A 16487-nucleotide genomic window follows, 5' to 3' on the forward strand; every position below is an offset into this window, starting at 1 on the left:
CCGCGCGCCGACGTGCTCCGCCGATGCGCCCGCCGACGGGTCATGACGGGCCGACAAGCGCGGGGTGGGTACGCCACAATGATCTGCCGCGCGCCGGGACCCACGGGCACGCCTTCACCGCTATCGCCATCGAGGATTCATGACCGCTTTCTTAGACCCGGGCGCCGTTCCTCCGGTCGAGCTCGCGCTCCCCCCGGACCGGGGCGTCTGGCGGCTCGGGAAGTCGACCGATCCGCTGAAGTTCAACCGGATCGAACCCGAGACGATCGAGGGATCGTCGGCGGGCCGCTTCAGCCTCTTCACCTACGGCATGCTCTACTGCGCGTCCGAGCCGGCCGGTTGCTACGCCGAGGCCCTGGCCCACTTCCGGGTCCACCCGAAGATGCGCGAACTCCTCGCCGACGAACCCGTGGCGGCCGGCCGGATGAAGCTCGGACACCTCGCTTCCAGCTGGCGCGACACCCACATCCTCGTCCGGCTGAAGCTGGCGCCCGACGCGCGGTTCCTGGACGTCGACGCCGAAGCCACCCGGGAGGTGCTCCGCCGGGAACTGCGGAACGAGTTCGCGGAGTGGGGCGTCGAAGGACCGCTGAACGAGGAACACATCCACGGACGGGACCGCCGGGTCGCACGGCAGATCGCCGCCTGGACCGTGGCCCAGCGCAACGCCGAAGGACACCGGCTGGCCCAGGGCATCGCCTACCGGTCCGGATACGGCGGACGCCGCTGCTGGGCCGTCCTCAGCGGCACCGAGTACGTCGAGGCCGAACGCCGCCCGATCCTCGCCGAATCCGTCGAACTGAAGGAAGTGGCCCGCGAGTACGGCCTCACCGTCCGCTGAGGCGTGTCCGGTGGGGCCGACTGGCGGTGCGGCCTGTCGCCCGATCCGGTGTTCCGCCCGGGGTGTTCCTTCGCACGTGTGCTCCACCACTGTGGAGGGCTCTCCGCAAAGGCGCAGATCAGAGGAGTGCAGGGCGATAAGAGGGGGGATTGGGGTCTCTTTCCGGGTGGGAAAACTATGGAGTAAGTGACAGGTAAACGGGTACCCTTTCCTCAATATCAGAGGGGGGAAGCCGTGTTGACCCAGAACGCCGGCCACTTACGCCCGAGGATCGCCGCGCCCGGTCACGGGTGCGGAGCGACCCTCGCGTCCCACCACCCCGGTCACCTCCTTTGGCCCGACGATGCGCCCGAAGCGACCACGGGAGCCCCGCGCATATCGCGGACCCGGTTGCCCCTGCCGGACGAACGGCAGCGCCACGCGGCCCCTTCCCGTCATCGCGCCTTCGGCGCACGCATCCTCGGCTGACGCCTCACAGCGAGCGAGAGGAAACGAGGAGACCATGCAGACCATGCGAGAGACCGCCGCCGAGGCCCGCGCCCACCGGGACACGACGGAGCGGACCATCGCCGACATCGCGCGCTTCCTTCAGGACAACTTCAGCCAGCGCGTCACCGCGCACGTCGCCGGCATCGAGGACGCCAAGCAGGTCGGCAAGTGGTGCAGGGCGCTCAACGCCCCGCGCTACGAGGCCGAAGTGCGACTGCGCACCGCCTACCAGATCTTCAAGCTCATCGAGGAGGGCGAGAACCCTCACACCGCCCGCGCCTGGATGATCGGGATGAACCCCCAGCTGGAGGACGAGTCGCCCCTTCAGGCCATCGCCGACGGGCACTTCAAGGACGTGATGGCTGCGGCCCGTTCCTATCTCCAGGGCGACCTCTGACGCACCCGCCCACCCGAGCGGCGACCCCGCCGCCGGCCTGACGGACCACCGTCGCCGGCGTCGTCGTCGTACCTCCCGCCCGGCCCCCGCCCCTCCGGCCCGGCCCCCGCCCCCGCCCCCGCCCCCGCACCGCGGCCCGGTGCCCCGGGCGCGGTGCGCCCACCGCCGCAAAGGGCAGCGATCCCTTCCCCCGTCCCGGGTACTCGCGGCCTGTCCTTCGCCCCCGCGCGGGGGCGAGGCTGGCCGGTGGAGAGTCATCGACAGACTGTGAGGTGGGCCGTGACCGGCACCGCTGGCCCGGCAAAGCATTCCCGGCTGGGCCGACTGACCGGTGCGGTGGTGCTGTTGGCACCGCTGCTGCTGGTCGGCTCGGCCGCCGCCCCGCACGCGGCCGCCGACCCCGTCGCCCCCGCCGCGGAGCCGCTCCCGGCGGGGCGCGTCGCCTTCGCCGGCACCGAACACCGCAGCCTGGGGCTGGCCGACGGCGACGACACCACCGACCCGCTGTTCGGCGACGGCCCCGCCCACTACGACCAGGACCCCTCCGCACGGGGGGACGTCCTGGTCTTCACCAGCCTGCGGGACAGCGCCCGCCCCCAGGTGTACGTGCGTGACGCGGACGGATCGGTGCGCAGGCTCACCACCGACAGGGACGCGGCCCACCCCGAACTCTCCCCGGACGGCCGGACCGTCGTCTTCGACTCGGCGGAGCCCGGACCCGGCGGCACGGTCCAGCGCGACCTGTGGTCGGTCGGCGTCGACGGCTCGGACCTGCGCCGGCTCAGCGACACCCCGGACAACGAGGAGTCCCCGACCTGGTCCCCGGACGGCACGAGGATCGCGTACGCCTGCGACGGCGACACCCTGCGCGGCTGGCAGATATTCGAGCAGGCCGTCGCCGGCGGACCCCGCACCCGGATCAGCGACGGGCCCGCGGGCGACGCCACCGAGCCGTCGTGGAACCCGGTGGACGACGACGCCCGCCGGGGCCTCGTCGCGTACACCCTCACCACCGACCCCGACCCGAACGTGGACGACGGCACCGAACTGCGGGCCACCCAGGGCATCGGGACCGACCGGCCGCTGCTCGCCGGCGCCCACGCCGAGTGGGGCACCCGCTCGGCCTCCTGGCTGCCCGACGGCGAGGACATCGTCTTCCTCAGCCCGTACCACACCTGCGGCTGCGACGACTTCGACCACGTCTACCGGGTGACCGCGTTCCAGGACGAGGCGCCGGACCAACTGGTCAACGAGAACCGCGAAGTGGGGCCGCCCACCTGGTTCGTTCCGGCCGGGACCGTCGTCGTCCCCCGGATCACCCCGGACCCCGAGACCGTCGAGAAGCCGGACGAGCTGCTGGCCGCCGCGCAGATCGTGACGCTCCAGGACGTACGGCAGGACGGCTCCGACCCCCGCGACCTGGGCCTCACCATCCTGAAGGAGGACCCGGAGGCCCGCACGAACACCGACCACGCCAAGAACCCGCTGTTCCGGCCGCGTCCCGGGTACGACCCGTGGCACGAGCGGCAGAACTACACGCCCGACGGGCGCCGCATCGTCGTCACCCGCTTCGAGGACGGCGACGCCGGGCGGATCGAGCGGATCTGGATGACCGACGCCGACGGCCGGAACGCGGCGCCCCTGCCGCTCGACGGCCGCGAACCCGGCGACTGGGACACCGACCCCACCTTCTCGCCCGACGGCACCAGGCTCGCGTTCACCCGCACCTCGCCCGGCGGCGTCGGGGACGCGGCGGGCCCGAGCCGCATCCTCATCGCCGACGTCGCCACCGGCGCGATCCTCGACGAGATCCAGCCCCCCGAGGGCCAGGCGGCGGGCGACGACGCCCAGCCGACCTGGTCCTCCGACGGCGTCAATCTCGCCTTCACCCGCAGCCAGGTCATCAACGGCAACGGCGCCAACAAGCACATCTGGGTCGTCCCGCTGGCCGACCTCGGCCGGCAGCGGGACCTGAGCGCCACCATCTGCCCCGGCGACTGCGAGGTCATCGACGACAGCCCCGCCTTCTCCCCGGACGGCCTGAAGGTGGCCTTCAACCGCAAGGACGGCGGCGGCCGGGTCAACCACCAGGCCGGAGTGCTCATCAAACCCCTGCGCGGCGGCGGCTGCCGGGTCGTGCTGCCCTCCGTCCAGAAGGACAACCCCGACGGCTGCGACCTCCCCGTCCCCGACACCTCCGTGACCGGCCCCCACCAGCCGCGCGACGTGGCCTGGTCCCCGGACGGCGGGAAACTCCTGTTCACCTCGCGCCGGGAGTTCCCGGCGAACTCCATGGAGCAGCTCTCCGTACTCGACATCGCCTCGGGTGACGTGGCCCCCCTCGACAACACGCACGAGGGACGGCAGAAGGAGCCCTCCTACCAGCAGTCGGTCGACCTCACGCTGACGGCGCCGCCCACCGGCGACCCGGTGGAGGTCGGCTCGTCCACCGAGGTGCGGATCACCGTCACCAACCGGGGCCCCTCGCCCTCGCCCGGCACCCTCCTCACCGTCGACGCCCCGCCCGGCGTACGGCTGGAGGAGCTCACCCCCGACACCGGGACCTGCGCCTCCGGTACGCCCCAGTGCGACCTCGGCATCGTCCCGCCCGGGGCGGACGTGACGATCACGGCCCGGCTGACCGGCGTGACCACCGGCGACCAGCGGATCAACTGGTCCGTCACCGGGGCGGTCCTCGACCCCAACCCCACGGACAACGCCACCGGGACGATCGTCCCGGTCCAGGACGTGCCGCCGCCGACCCCGACGCCCACGCCCACTCCCACTCCCACGACCCCGGCCCCGACGACGCCCGCCCCCACCCCGCCGCCGACGACCACCCCGCCCCCGCCGCCGGCCCCCGCACCGCCGCCGCCCGCGCCCGAGGCCGGGCCCGGCGTCACCGTGCGGGCCCAGCCGAGCCCCGGCTACGTCGGCGGCAAGGTCGTGGTGACGTACACCGTGCGCAACGGCAGGAACGCGCTCGCCACCGGACTCCGGCTGGACCTCGGGCTCCCCCGGAACATCCCCGCCGGGCCGCTCCCGGCCGGCTGCGCCCGCGGAGCCTGCGCACTCCCCGACCTCGCACCCGGCGCGTCCACGGTCCTCAGCGTCGTCCTGTCGCCCGACCGGGCCCTCCGTACGACGATCACCGCATCGCTCACCACCACGGGCACCGACGCCAGCCTCCGCGACAACGTCTCCCGGATCCCGCTGCGCATCCTCCAGCCCCGCATCATCGCGGTGCCCGAGGTCGGCAAGCCCGGCTTCGTCACCTCCGTACGGGGCAAGGACTTCCCGCCCGGCGCACCCGTCACCCTCAGCTGGAAGCCCGGCATCACCGCCGCCGCGGCCCCGACCCGGCCGCTGGGCGACGGCACGTTCATCGCCCAGCTCCTCATCGTCGCCAAGGACCGCACCGGACCGCGCACGATCACCGCCAGGGGCCCCGGCTTCAGTCCCGTGAAGACCGACTTCCTCGTGGTGCTCGGCACCATCACCCCGCCGGACGAGGTGATCCGCCGATGATCCACGAAGTCGACGAGGGGCTGCGGCTGCTGCTGGCCGAGACCGGTCTGGAGGACAGCGGCGTCGATCTGGTCTTCGACGCCCCGACCAAGGACTGGTCCGCCCGCCGCAACGCCCCGACCGTCAGCGTCTTCCTGCACGGCATCCGCGAGGACGCGGGCAGACGGCGCAGCGGCACGGCCGAGACACACGACGAGGAGGGCATGGTCACCGGCTGGCGGACCCCGCCCCGCTGGTTCGAGCTGACCTATCTGGTCACCGCCTGGACCAACCGCCCCCAGGACGAACACCGGCTGCTCTCCGAGGTGTTGCGCGTCCTCGTCCGCTCCGAGGTGCTGCCCGCCCGGCTGCACACCGGAAGCCTCGCCGAACTCGGCCTGACCGTGGAGCTGGAGGCCGCGGGGCCCGGAGCCGGCGGACCGTCCGCCTCGGACGTCTGGTCCGCGCTCGGCGGCGAGTTGAAGGCCGCGATCGACCTGCGGGTCGTCGCCCCGCTGGCCGGTGAACGCACCCCCGCGGGCCCGCCCGTCACCGAAGGACTCGTGATGAAGGCCGCACCCCACCTGGACGGCGGCGACGACGGCCCCGGCCGGCGCCTGCGCTACGACGGAGCGTCCGACCCGGGCGGGCAGGGCTTCGCCGCACCCCGTGAACGGCGCCTGCCGCCGGGCCGACGCAAGCGGGGGAACGCCGCACGATGACCCTGGCACCACAACAGCTCGAAGGTCAGGGGCCCCTGACCGGCGCCGAGGAACTCTGGGAGCGGCTCGGCCGCGTCGAGCAGCGGGTCCGGGAGGCCGTCGCGGCCCGCCGGGTCGTCGACCCGGACCCCGACGACCCCTACCGGGGGCAGTACCTCACCCCGGAGGGCGCGGCACGGCTCCTGGAGACCCGCGACGCGTTCACGCCCGTACCGGCGTACGAGGGGGGACCCGCGGTACCGGCCCACCCGGAGGGGGCCTCGCAGGCCGGGTCGGCCGGCGGCCGGCTCGCCGGTCTGGCGGCCGGTTTCGGCCTCGCCCCGCTGGACGTCGAGCTCCTGCTGGTCGCCGTGGCCCCGGACATCGACACCCGGTTCGAGCGGCTCTACGGCTACCTCAACGACGACCTCACCCGCCGCCGGCCCACCATCGGCCTGGCCCTGGAACTCTGCGGACTGCCCGCCGCCGGCCCCGGCCGTTTCCGGTTCACGCCGTCGGCCCCGCTCGTGGCGGGCGGGCTGCTGGAGATCACGGACGGCGCGCGCCCCCTGCTCTCCCGGACCCTGCGCGTACCGGACCGGGTCACCGCGCATCTCCTCGGCGACGACGGGACCGACGGCCGGCTGCGCGGGCTGGTCCAGGAGGCCGTGCCCCCTCGGGAGCCGGACGAGCGCCCCGAGGCCTCCCGGATCGAGGCGGCCCTGGGCACCGGCAGTGGCCTGGTGCACCTGCTCGACCGGGGCGGCGACCCGAGCGGCCTCGCGGTCGAGGCGCTGGCGGCGGCGGGCCGCCGCCCCCTGGTCGTCGACGTCGCGGCGCTCGCCGCCGCCCCCGAACCGGCCCCGCTCGTACGGGCCCTGGCGACCGAGGCCCGTCTCGGCCCCGCCGGGGTGATCCTCGGCCCGCTCGAGAAGCTCGCCCCCGAACGCCCCGAGGGGGCACGGCTGCTCGGCTCCCTGTGCGCGGCGCTCGGCCCGACGCCCCTGATCGCGTACGGCAAGAAGAACTGGGACCCGCTGTGGACGCCGGAGAGCCCGGTGCCCGTCACCGTACCGCCGCCCGGCCCCGACGGCGCCGGACGCCGATGGCGGCGCGCGCTCGCCGAGGCGGGGCGGGCGGTCGGCCTGTCCGCCGCGCACGCGTCCGCCGACGACGCCCTCATCGAGTCCGCCGCCGCCTACCGGCTCGACTCCGACCAACTGCGCAGGGCGACGACCGTCGCGTCCCGGCTGGCCGCCATCGGGCAGCGCCCGGTGACCCCGGAGGACCTGCGCACGGCGGTCCGGGCCCAGAACGGCGCGGGGCTGGAGCGGCTGGCCCGCCGCATCGAGCCCGCGGTCGGCTGGGACGACCTGGTGCTGCCCCCGGCGACCCGCACCCAGCTCGGCGAACTCGCCCTGCGCGCCCGTCACCGCGAGACGGTCCTCGGGCAGTGGCGGATGCGGCCGGGCGGCGGCCGGGGGAGGGGCGTCATCGCGCTGTTCGCCGGGGAGTCCGGCACCGGCAAGACCATGTCCGCGGAGGTGATCGCCGCCGAACTGGGCATGGAGCTCTACGTCGTGGACCTGTCCACGGTGGTCGACAAGTACATCGGGGAGACCGAGAAGAACCTGGAACGGATCTTCGTCGAGGCGTCCGACGTCAACGGCATCCTCCTGTTCGACGAGGCCGACGCGATCTTCGGCAAGCGCTCCCAGGTGAACGACTCCCGCGACAAGCACGCCAACATGGAGTCGGCCTATCTGCTCCAGCGCATGGAGTCCTTCGACGGCATCGCCGTGCTGACCACCAATCTGCGGGCCAACCTCGACGAGGCGTTCACCCGCCGCCTCGACGTGATCGCCGAGTTCCCGATGCCCGACGCCCGCCAGCGCCTCGCCCTCTGGGACCGCTGCCTGGGCCCGGCGATCCCGCGCGACGCCACGCTCGACCTGGAGTTCTGCGCGGACCGCTTCGAGCTGGCCGGCGGTTCGATCCGGGCCTGCGCGGTGACCGCCGCCTACCTCGCGGCCGAGTCGGGGGCCCCGCTGACCATGGACCAGCTCGTCACGGCGGTGCTCCAGGAGTACCGCAAGCTGGGGCGGCTGGTGCTGGAGAGCGAGTTCGGCCCGTGGCTGGCGAAGGAACGGGCGCGCGGCGGGCGGTAGCGGGCGCCGGCGGGCGAGCCGGTGCCGTGGACGGACGGGGCCCGTGGCGCCGCGCTCGTACGGGACCGGCTCAGGCCGCCGGGCGCTCACCGGTGATCACGGAGCGTCGCGGTCGGGCAGGAGGAATGTACGGTCGCGCAGCACCTGCGTGGGCGGGTTGACCTGCGCATGCCGCAGGAACTGATGGGCGGCCACCTCGACCACCTGGGGCAGGACCTGCCCGAAGGCCTCCACGGTGGCCACGCCCCGAGCTGCCGCGCGTACGAAGGCCGAGGCCCGCCGCATCGCACGCGGCATGACCGCGACGAGCAGCTCGGTCAGCTCGGCCTCCGCCGCTCCGCTCTGGGGATCCCGGTGGTTCCACGGCACGACCACCGTCACCCAGGGCCGGTTCTCGGCGTCGAAGGCGGCGAGCCTGCGGCGGCGGTCCTCGTCCCTGAGGGCCCAGCGGTCGACGAGCAGGATCTCCGGGGCGCTGGGCGGCACCGTGCCGTCGTGCCGGTCCTCGTCGAACGAGGTGATGACAGCCTGGTAGTTGAGGGAGCGGACCAGTTCCTCCGCCACATAGGCCAGCGGCCTGCTCGCATCCGGGGAGTAGGGGCTCCACTCCTCGGGAGTGTCGCCGTAGCACTCCGGGCTCCGGCCTTCGGGCAGATCGTGGCGGGTGGGCGCCACGACGGTGATCCGCATCGGCCGGAGGCCGCCGCCCCGGCTGCCCGGGGAGCCGAAGGCGCTGGGCGCTTGGCGGTAGTCGACGGGCCGGCCGGTGTCGACGCGTACCGAGTCGGCGACGCGCACGATGCGTTTGGCCAGTTCGTAGACGGCCCGTTCGTACTCCTCGGCGAAGATTCTGAGCTTGATCAGGCCGTGGAGGCCGTCGCTGACGTACCGTTCCCCGAAGTCGTGGTGGTTGAACTGCAACCGCTCCGCGACGCTGGGTAGTTGGCTCGGTGGTACGGGTACCCAGAGGGCCGGGACGATGGCGTCGGCGGGCTGGTTGGGGCGGGCGCGCTGGTGGATGGCGCGCTGTTCGAAGGCGTACCACTCCTTGCCGCACGTCTCGTTGGCGAAGTAGCGGGGTGAGAACAGCGGGACGAAGACCCGGCAGGTGGCGAGGGCGTCGCCGAGCCGTTCCGACCAGCCCTCCCCGGAACGTATCTCCCGGTCCATGAAGCCCGCCGGCGCGCCCGCGGGTAAGTCGGTCATGGCCATCACGTGACCGCAGAGGTCCTGGAAAAGCCGTTCGACCCACATATCGGGGTCCGTTCCGCCGCCGTACCCCGGCGTGCGGGCGTGACTCAGGAAGAAGTACGGCCGGTGGTCCGCCGGTTCCGCCGTTTCGCGGCCGGCCGGTCCGCGCGCGAAGGGGCGGAGGAAGGTTTCGCGGCCGGTCGGTCCCGCGTCCGTGGCGCGGGCGAAGTCCTCCGGTTCCCCGGCCGTCGTGAACGCCGCGGGATCGGCTGCCGGTTCCTCCAGGGGCTCGGCGGAGGAGTTCTCAGAGGTTTCCGCGGGCCCGGCCGGCAGGGCCGCATCCGCGGGGAGGCCCACCGCGCAAAGGGCGCCGGCGGACACCTCGCCGAAGGGCTCGGGATCCACCGGTATCCCGGTGGCGGTCCCGTCGCCCGACACGGCGGCCGAGAACCGGTCGAGCGAGCCCGAGTTGCTCGCGATGAACCGGTCCACAGCGCTGTCCAGACGCCGGGCGTCCCGGGTGCCGAGCCGGGGCATGAGCTGCTCGCGCGTGCCGTCCCTGAACCGCAGCACGGGGTGGCCGCCCGCCCGAGCGGCCTCGGTGACGGTGACCAGTCCTCCGACGACGAACTCGGCCAGGTCGGCGGTGGTCGCCTCCGGCACGAGGCTCTGCTGCACGACCTGGAGCAGGTCGACGCTCACCTGCGGATACAGCGAGCACAGCACCGCCAGACGGACCGCCGCCGGAGAGGCGCGGTACAGGTAGGCGTCCGTCAGCGACCGTCCGCTGAGCGGATCGGCCACGCCCTCGCTCTCCTCCTCTTCCCTCATCTGCTCGACCCGGCCCGGTGCGGGCAGGAGCAGCGCCTCGCAGCCCGCGGGATCCGCGAGCATGAGCGTGCGGGCCCAGCGGCCGACCGCATGGGGGGACAGGGAGTTCACGGGGACGGGCAGCCAGTCCCGGTCGGCCGTCCCGGGAAACGCGTGATCCATCAGGAGCGTTCTGACGAATCGCAGTTGTGCGTTGGTCGCGCCGGGCCTCCCGGGTGAGACCACGCGCACGGCGGGCAGGCTCATGCCCGTCTGCCGCCAGATCTTCGACGGCAACGGGTTGAGGAGGACGGTGGGCACGGAGTCGGCCCACGTACGAAGCCGGTTCCACTGCGATCCGTCGCGCCACGCGGCCGACGCCCAGTCGGAGAAGACGAACATGAGCCGACGGGGATGTACGGATCTCTCGCCGCCCACCTCGACGCGCTGACCCAGGGGGCCGTGCAGGGTCGGGGTGTTCCCCGGTGACGGGTCCGCGTAGAGCTCGTGGACCCGGACGGTGCGGAACACACCGGTGCGGGCCAGGAGCCGCACCAGTTCGTCGGCCGTCCCGGCCCACACCGCCATGGTCGGCGAACGGTCGACGACCACGATCGCGTCGAACCACCGCTCCGGTTCGTCGGAGAACACGGGGGTGAGCTCACCGACACGCACGTAGTCGGACACGGTCGCGGTGATGTCCAGTCGCTGTCTCCGGCCGCGCGGCCAGGGGCGCTTCAGCGGTTTCAGCGCCCGTGCCAGCTCCCTGCCGCGGGGCAGCGAACCGGCACGTGGCAGGGACACACCGACCGCACCCGAGCCGGGGACACCGTCTCCCCAGGGGGTGTGCAGGGAGCTCCTCGGGGCCGGCTGATCCGCCTTGGAGGCCAGGCTGTCCGTCGGCGGTCGGTCGGCCGCCGCCGGGGTGGCGGGACCCGCCCGGCGCCCGGTGCCGTCGATCTTCGCGCCGCCTACCGCCGCGGAGCCGTCGTCCTGGGCCGCGAGCCAGAGGATCTCGGCGATCCGCTCCGCGTCGAAGTCCCGGCCCAGACCGCACAGTGCGGCGACGACGGTGCGCAGCCCCTCCGCCTGCTCATGCACCGGAAAGGTTCTTCATCAGCAGGCCGATGAGCGCGCTGCGCTCCGAGGCGTCCATCGCCGCCGGTCCGTCCAGCAGATGGATGGTGCTGAGCAGCTGGTCGATCGCGAGGGGTTCTCTGTCGGCCACCCTGCGGACGAAGTCGTCGACGAGATCCGCGAGCGTACCCGACGCGGGTACGTCGAGCCGCAGGTGCCTGCGCACGACCTCCCGGACCAGTTCGGGGGTGGGATGGGGCATCGTGTAGCGCAGACAGCGCCGCAGGAACGGCGCGGGCAGCTCCTGTTCCCCGTTGCTGGTCATCACGATGAAGGGGAATTCGGTGCACTGCACATGCCCGCCGTGCACGGGGTAGGTGGCCTCCCCGCCGGACATCCGCAGGTGGGCGAGTTCCTGCCCTTCACGGCGCAGCTCCTCGATGCGGAACTCACCGCGCTCCAGGACGTCGAGCAGATCCCCGGGCAGGTCCAGATCCGCCTTGTCGATCTCGTCGATGAGGAGTGCACGCGGCCGGTCCGACGGCAGCAACGCCGTTCCCAGCGGACCCAGGGTCATGAACGCCGCGATGTCGTCGGTGCCGGCATCGGCCGCGCCGGCGCGCACCCGCTCCTGCTGCAACCGGTGCGCGTGGATGCGCCCGAGGGCGTCGTAGTGGTAGAGGGCGTCGCCGAGCGTGCTGCGCGAGGTCACATGCCAGCGCAGTACGGGGCCGAGCGCGAGCTCCGCAGCGACCTGCTCGATCACGGTGGACTTGCCCGTGCCCGGACTGCCCGTGATCAGGAGCGGCCGGCGCAGGGCGAGGGCCGCGTTGACCGCGGCGATCAGTCCCTCCGGCGGCTCGAACAGCCCGGCGGACGATTCGCGGGGGAAGGTCCGCCACGGTGGTGGATCGGGCAGACGGGTCTCCCGCCTCTCCACGCCGTCGCCTCGGTAGTACGGACTCCACGTCATGAGGCTTCCTCGATCGTATTCTGGACAGGGGGAACGGTGGTCCTCACATGCCGGCAGAACCGCAGCCACTCGCGGTCGTCCCAGACCGCCCGGAGATCGGCGAAGTGACCGGTGTGCTCCCCGCGCCACTGCTGCCGGTAGGCGTGGCCGAGCCCCTCCGGCATGGTCGGCCACTGCGACTCCAGACAACCGCGCCGGTCGGCGGGGAACCCCTCCCCACCCTGCGGCCAGAGCAGCACCGGGGTGTAGGTGAGGAGGATCTCCATCAGCTGGTCGTCGAGCCCGGTGTGACAGGCGAGGCCGATGCCCAGCCGGTAGTGCCCGTTCCGCAGTCGGTCCTGCAGGGGCGGGCGGTCGACCGTGTCGGTGTCGTCCAGCCAGTCGACCGGTACGCGGTCACTGGTGGCGATCTCCTCCCACCGTCTGCTCACCGCGCCCTGGAGACGTCTCAGCAGCGGGTCGGGGGTGAGGCGTCGGCTCCAGTGCAGGACGACGTCGTACTGCACCCCGAAGCGGAGGGCCCGGCCGGCCTCCTCCGGTCGCCACTCCAGCAGCACGGCACTCGGCACGGCGACGTCGAGCCAGCGCAGCCGCCGCCCCAGCACCTCCGCGTGGGCCTCGGCCCAGCCGGTCGCTTCCTCGATCGCCGTCTCCGCCCCTCCCCGGTCCACCGTGAGGCAGCCGAAGTCCTGCCGGTCCAGCAGGTCCCCGTTCTGGAGCAGCCACGCGCTCACCGTCTCCGGCCAGCCGCCGGTCAGCGAGGAGCCGAGGCTCACGACGAGCCGCAGCTGGTGGTCCTCCCGGTCGTCGAGTGCCGTGGCCACGGCGTCGTTGAGTTCCTGTTGGGCGTCCACGGACCGTGCCCAGGCGAGCAGTTCGGGGGAGTCCAGGTCCTTGCCGGCGGCGAGGGCGAGGCGCACGACGAACTCGGCGACCGACTGTTTCCCGTCCTTCCGGGTCACCGGGTGGTCGAAGGCCAGTTGGTCCAGGATCGCGATGTCGGTGAACTCCGGCAGCGCGGAGGGCAGGGTGCGGCGCTCCGACGCGAGGAGGAAGCGGAGGGCGTGGCGCAGGCGCGCCGTGGTCAGCTCGCCGCCGAGCCAGTCACGGAGGAACCCGACGGTCCGCAGCGCGAGGAGCAGGCAGCGGACGACCTCCTCGGCCCGGTCACGGGCCGAGGACGGGCGGAGTCCCGCGAGCGACTCCAGGCTGTCGGTCGCGGACTTCACATCGTGCGGGACCGATAACGGCACGTCGGCGGCGAGCGCGTCGAACGCCTCGGCGAGGTCCTCGCGCGCCATCGGCCCGATGAGCCCGGCGACCTGGTGCACCCGTGTGTTGTGCGTGACCCAGAGACGTTCTCCCGCGAACGGATCTCCGTCGTGCTGGGAGACCGTCACGTCCTGTCCGGCGACGGAGCCGCGCAGCGCCCCCCGCACGTCGTCCACCCCCAGCCGGGGGCCGGCCCCGGGAACACCGTCACGTATCAGGGCGGCGAGCCTCCTGGAGAAGGCGAGGTCGAACGCCTGCTGGCCGACCGACGAAGCCATCACCACGGCGAGCCTGGTGCGCCCGTTCCCGGCACCGCCGACGAGGTCCTGCCCCGGGGGCGTCGCGCCGGCCGCGTGGCAGGTGTCGACGATCCCGATCACACCGGGAATGCCGGGCTTGTTCGCGGCAGCCGCGAGAAGTTCGCCCACGTTGACCCCCCGCTCGGTCGCCTCCTCCGAGGAGTCGTCCCCCATCAGGTACAGGGTGTTCGTGCTGCCGGGCACGAATCCGTGCCCCAGCAGCGCGAGGAGGAGCGTCGCCCGCCTGTCCTCGGCGTACTCGATCGCCTCGACGATCAGCTCCCGGATCTCGGTACTGCTCAGCCCGTCGCCGACGATCAGGGAGCCGCGGCCGGGGAGCCCCGGGGCGCAGCCGCCCAGGTCAGGGTGGGCCAGCGCGTCGTACAGCGAGGAAGCCGCCTCACCGAGACGGGTGAGCTTGTGCATCGACGAGCACTGGGGCGCCACGACGAGAAGGTGACGGGGCCCCTCACTCATGGGGCGGACCGCTGCTCTGCGGCCATGAAGGCTTCGGCGACGGGACCGGCGACGGCGGGCTGGGCCAGGTACTTCTCGGCGGAGTGGACCCAGATCCCGTCCGAGTCGACGCGGCTGCTGCGGGGAAGCACCCCGGACGTGTTGGGCAGGACATCGCGTTCGAGCAGGGGGCGGACGGCGATGATGTCGTCCTTGTCCCAGAAGTTCAGCCATCGTCCGACCCGCTCGGGTGTGCGCGGCGGCTGCGGGAGGAGCCTGGGCCGGACGACCGTGCGCATCGAGATCGGAGACCCGAGGGTGACGAGGAGAGGGGTCGCCCCCTGGTGCTCGTGCAGTGCCTCCATCGCGACGACGGTTCCCAGCGAGTGCGCGACCACGACGACGGGGGCGTCCCCGAGCATTTCGTGCACACGGTTGCGCACGCGGCCGTCGAGGGTCAGCCCCGAAGCGTCCCTCTCCCCGCGTGCCAGGTAGCGCGACACCTGGGTGAGGCCCTTCACCATCAACTTCGGTGACACCCGCTGCGCGACCGGGCCCCACGGCTTGAGCGACATGAGGGTGGTGGTCACGTTCAGCGCCCTGCGCAGCACGGCCAGGCTGCCCTGGGCCTGGCCGGACGTGTCGGCCTCGGCGCGCGCATGGGCCAGGATTTCCGCCCGGTTCTCCCGGCCTCGGTCGTGCGGACCCTCGCTCGCGGACTGCGCGGACAGGTGTCCGTCGACCAGCTCGACGAGGAGGTCGGCGAGGAGCTCGCCCGCCTCGCCCTCGGCCCGCGTCCCGTCGCTGCCCTGGGCCTCGGGGGGTGCGTACAGGTCGGCATAGTTGACGAAGGAGCAGAGCCCGCTGCCGTCGGCCAGCCGCTCCGCGACCGCCGAGTGCCCGGCCGCTCGCATCCCGTCGGCCAACGAGCGCGTCCACGAGGCCAGTTCACGCTCGGTGTCCCGAAGCGGGCCGATCCCGTGGACGAACACCAACCGCGGCACCATACGTACCTCCCCCAGGCGTCGTTCGCCCGAGCGTACCAATGGGCAGGTCGGGAAATCGGCGGACGAGAAGGTCCGGTCGGCGCCTGGGGCGCGGGCCCTTGCGCACCTGCGAGGACGTCCGGCGCGGTTCAGAAGGCGTGGGCCGCCGCGCCGTTGTCGCCGCGGGGACCCTTGCGGATCGTGTACTCGGGAACGGGCTTGGTGTACACGCCGTAGACGTCTTCCGAGCCCTTTCCGCGGGTGACTGCGCAGATGCTGAAGCTCAGACGGTGAATCCTGTCGGGAGTGGTGTCGTTCAGCTCGGCGAGGCGGGCGCGGATGTGGGGCTCGGCCTCGGCACGCGCCTCGGAAAGGGTTCCGCGCAAGGCATAGGTGCCCTTGTCGGCGTAGAAGGGGATGCGCGCGTGGTCACGTCCGTCCACGCGGTACCTCGCAGTCCAGGCACAGGCGAGGAGCCTTGGACCGAGAGGGTAGTGGTCCGATCCGTCGCAGGCTCCGAGGGCGGCGACCTCGTGGTGCACGACCGTGCCGTCCTCCGCGAGTGCGCGCTCCTGGTGACAGCCTCGGCATGTGCCCGTCTGCTGCTCGGCGGTCATGGCGTCTCCTGGTAACAACTGTGTGCTGCTTCGGGCGTCGTGGGATGTCGCACCGCTATACGAGAACGGACCGCGGGCTGTCAGATGGGCCTGGCACCATGCCTGGCATGAGAGAGACAGGACAGCTGACGCAGGGGACCCTGACCGAACGCGGCTTCTGCGGTTTCGTGCCGTTCCGTGTGCTGCCCGACAGCAACGTTCCCAACGGGCACGGGATCTACGTGGTGATCCGTCCGGACTCATCGTCCCCGTCCTTTCTCCCCGTCAGCCCTGCCGGACACCTCAAAGGCCGCGACCCGTCCGTGACGGCCGAAAAGCTCGGCGAGGCCTGGGTGGACGGGGCAACGGTCGTGTACATCGGCAAGGCTGCGGGCCGGGACGGGCTGCAGCAGCGGCTTTCCGACTACCGCCGCCACGGCACCGGTCTGCTGGCCGGCCACTGGGGCGGCCGCTACATCTGGCAGTTGGTTGACTCCCAGGCGCTGCTCGTCGCCTGGCGTCCGTTGCCCGAGGGTGACGCGGGTGAGGCTGAGCAGGACCTGATCGACGAGTTCAAAGAACTGCACGGCGGAGTTCTGCCCTTCGCCAACCTCAGGAACAACGCCCGAAAGGTTCTGAGGTCGCGAACCGACACCGGCTGACGTCGGTCCCCCGCCACCTACCCCAGGAACCGCGGCTCCTGACCCATCACGAAAACGAAGCG

Annotated in this window: 11 protein-coding genes; 6 read left to right on the plus strand and 5 right to left on the minus strand. The window is 72.7% G+C overall.

What is annotated here, in order from left to right; translation table 11 throughout:
• Positions 1-139 precede the first annotated feature (139 nt).
• The 5 genes from DTB53_RS00885 to DTB53_RS00905 all read left to right on the plus strand — a co-directional run bounded on the left by DTB53_RS00885 (position 140) and on the right by DTB53_RS00905 (position 8103).
• On the plus strand, positions 140-841 hold the full coding sequence (locus DTB53_RS00885; RefSeq protein WP_003966136.1) for an RES domain-containing protein: 702 nt from the start codon (positions 140-142) through the stop codon (positions 839-841).
• A 502-nt stretch (positions 842-1343) separates the two neighbouring features.
• A complete protein-coding gene (locus DTB53_RS00890; protein WP_003966135.1) occupies positions 1344-1727 on the plus strand; it encodes a hypothetical protein in 384 nt (127 codons plus the stop codon).
• 279 nt (positions 1728-2006) lie between these two features.
• On the plus strand, positions 2007-5255 hold the full coding sequence (locus DTB53_RS00895) for a DUF11 domain-containing protein (RefSeq protein WP_042496064.1): 3249 nt from the start codon (positions 2007-2009) through the stop codon (positions 5253-5255).
• Positions 5252-5956 (plus strand): Pvc16 family protein, encoded by a 705-nt coding sequence (locus DTB53_RS00900; RefSeq protein WP_003966133.1) that lies wholly within the window; start codon positions 5252-5254, stop codon positions 5954-5956. The genes DTB53_RS00895 and DTB53_RS00900 overlap by 4 nt, the downstream gene beginning before the upstream one ends.
• Positions 5953-8103 (plus strand): ATP-binding protein, encoded by a 2151-nt coding sequence (locus tag DTB53_RS00905; protein ID WP_012378951.1) that lies wholly within the window; start codon positions 5953-5955, stop codon positions 8101-8103. The genes DTB53_RS00900 and DTB53_RS00905 overlap by 4 nt, the downstream gene beginning before the upstream one ends.
• A 96-nt stretch (positions 8104-8199) precedes the next feature.
• On the opposite strand, the gene DTB53_RS36740 is transcribed toward DTB53_RS00905, so the two are convergent.
• The 5 genes from DTB53_RS36740 to DTB53_RS00930 form a co-directional block, all read right to left on the minus strand.
• Entirely contained in the window at positions 8200-11205 is a 3006-nt protein-coding gene (locus DTB53_RS36740) for a TIR-like protein FxsC (protein WP_159402380.1), read from the minus strand.
• Positions 11198-12154: an AAA family ATPase gene (locus tag DTB53_RS00915; protein WP_012378949.1), complete on the minus strand. Its 957-nt coding sequence runs from the start codon at positions 12152-12154 to the stop codon at positions 11198-11200. Before DTB53_RS00915 ends, DTB53_RS36740 begins: the two co-directional genes overlap by 8 nt.
• Positions 12151-14202 carry a vWA-MoxR associated conflict system protein gene (locus DTB53_RS00920; protein ID WP_003966128.1) on the minus strand — a complete coding sequence of 684 codons (2052 nt, stop codon included), beginning with the start codon at positions 14200-14202 and terminating at the stop codon, positions 12151-12153. Before DTB53_RS00920 ends, DTB53_RS00915 begins: the two co-directional genes overlap by 4 nt.
• A complete protein-coding gene (locus DTB53_RS00925) occupies positions 14199-15188 on the minus strand; it encodes a lipase family protein (protein ID WP_003966126.1) in 990 nt (329 codons plus the stop codon). Before DTB53_RS00925 ends, DTB53_RS00920 begins: the two co-directional genes overlap by 4 nt.
• A gap of 128 nt (positions 15189-15316) precedes the next feature.
• Positions 15317-15784 (minus strand): hypothetical protein, encoded by a 468-nt coding sequence (locus tag DTB53_RS00930; RefSeq protein ID WP_012378947.1) that lies wholly within the window; start codon positions 15782-15784, stop codon positions 15317-15319.
• 107 nt (positions 15785-15891) lie between these two features.
• Between DTB53_RS00930 and DTB53_RS00935 the strand changes: the two genes are divergently transcribed.
• On the plus strand, positions 15892-16425 hold the full coding sequence (locus tag DTB53_RS00935) for a hypothetical protein (protein ID WP_234345463.1): 534 nt from the start codon (positions 15892-15894) through the stop codon (positions 16423-16425).
• The last annotated feature ends 62 nt before the right edge of the window (positions 16426-16487 follow it).

The organism is Streptomyces griseus, from assembly GCF_900460065.1.
In the GTDB taxonomy this organism is placed as follows: Bacteria; Actinomycetota; Actinomycetes; order Streptomycetales; family Streptomycetaceae; genus Streptomyces; species Streptomyces griseus.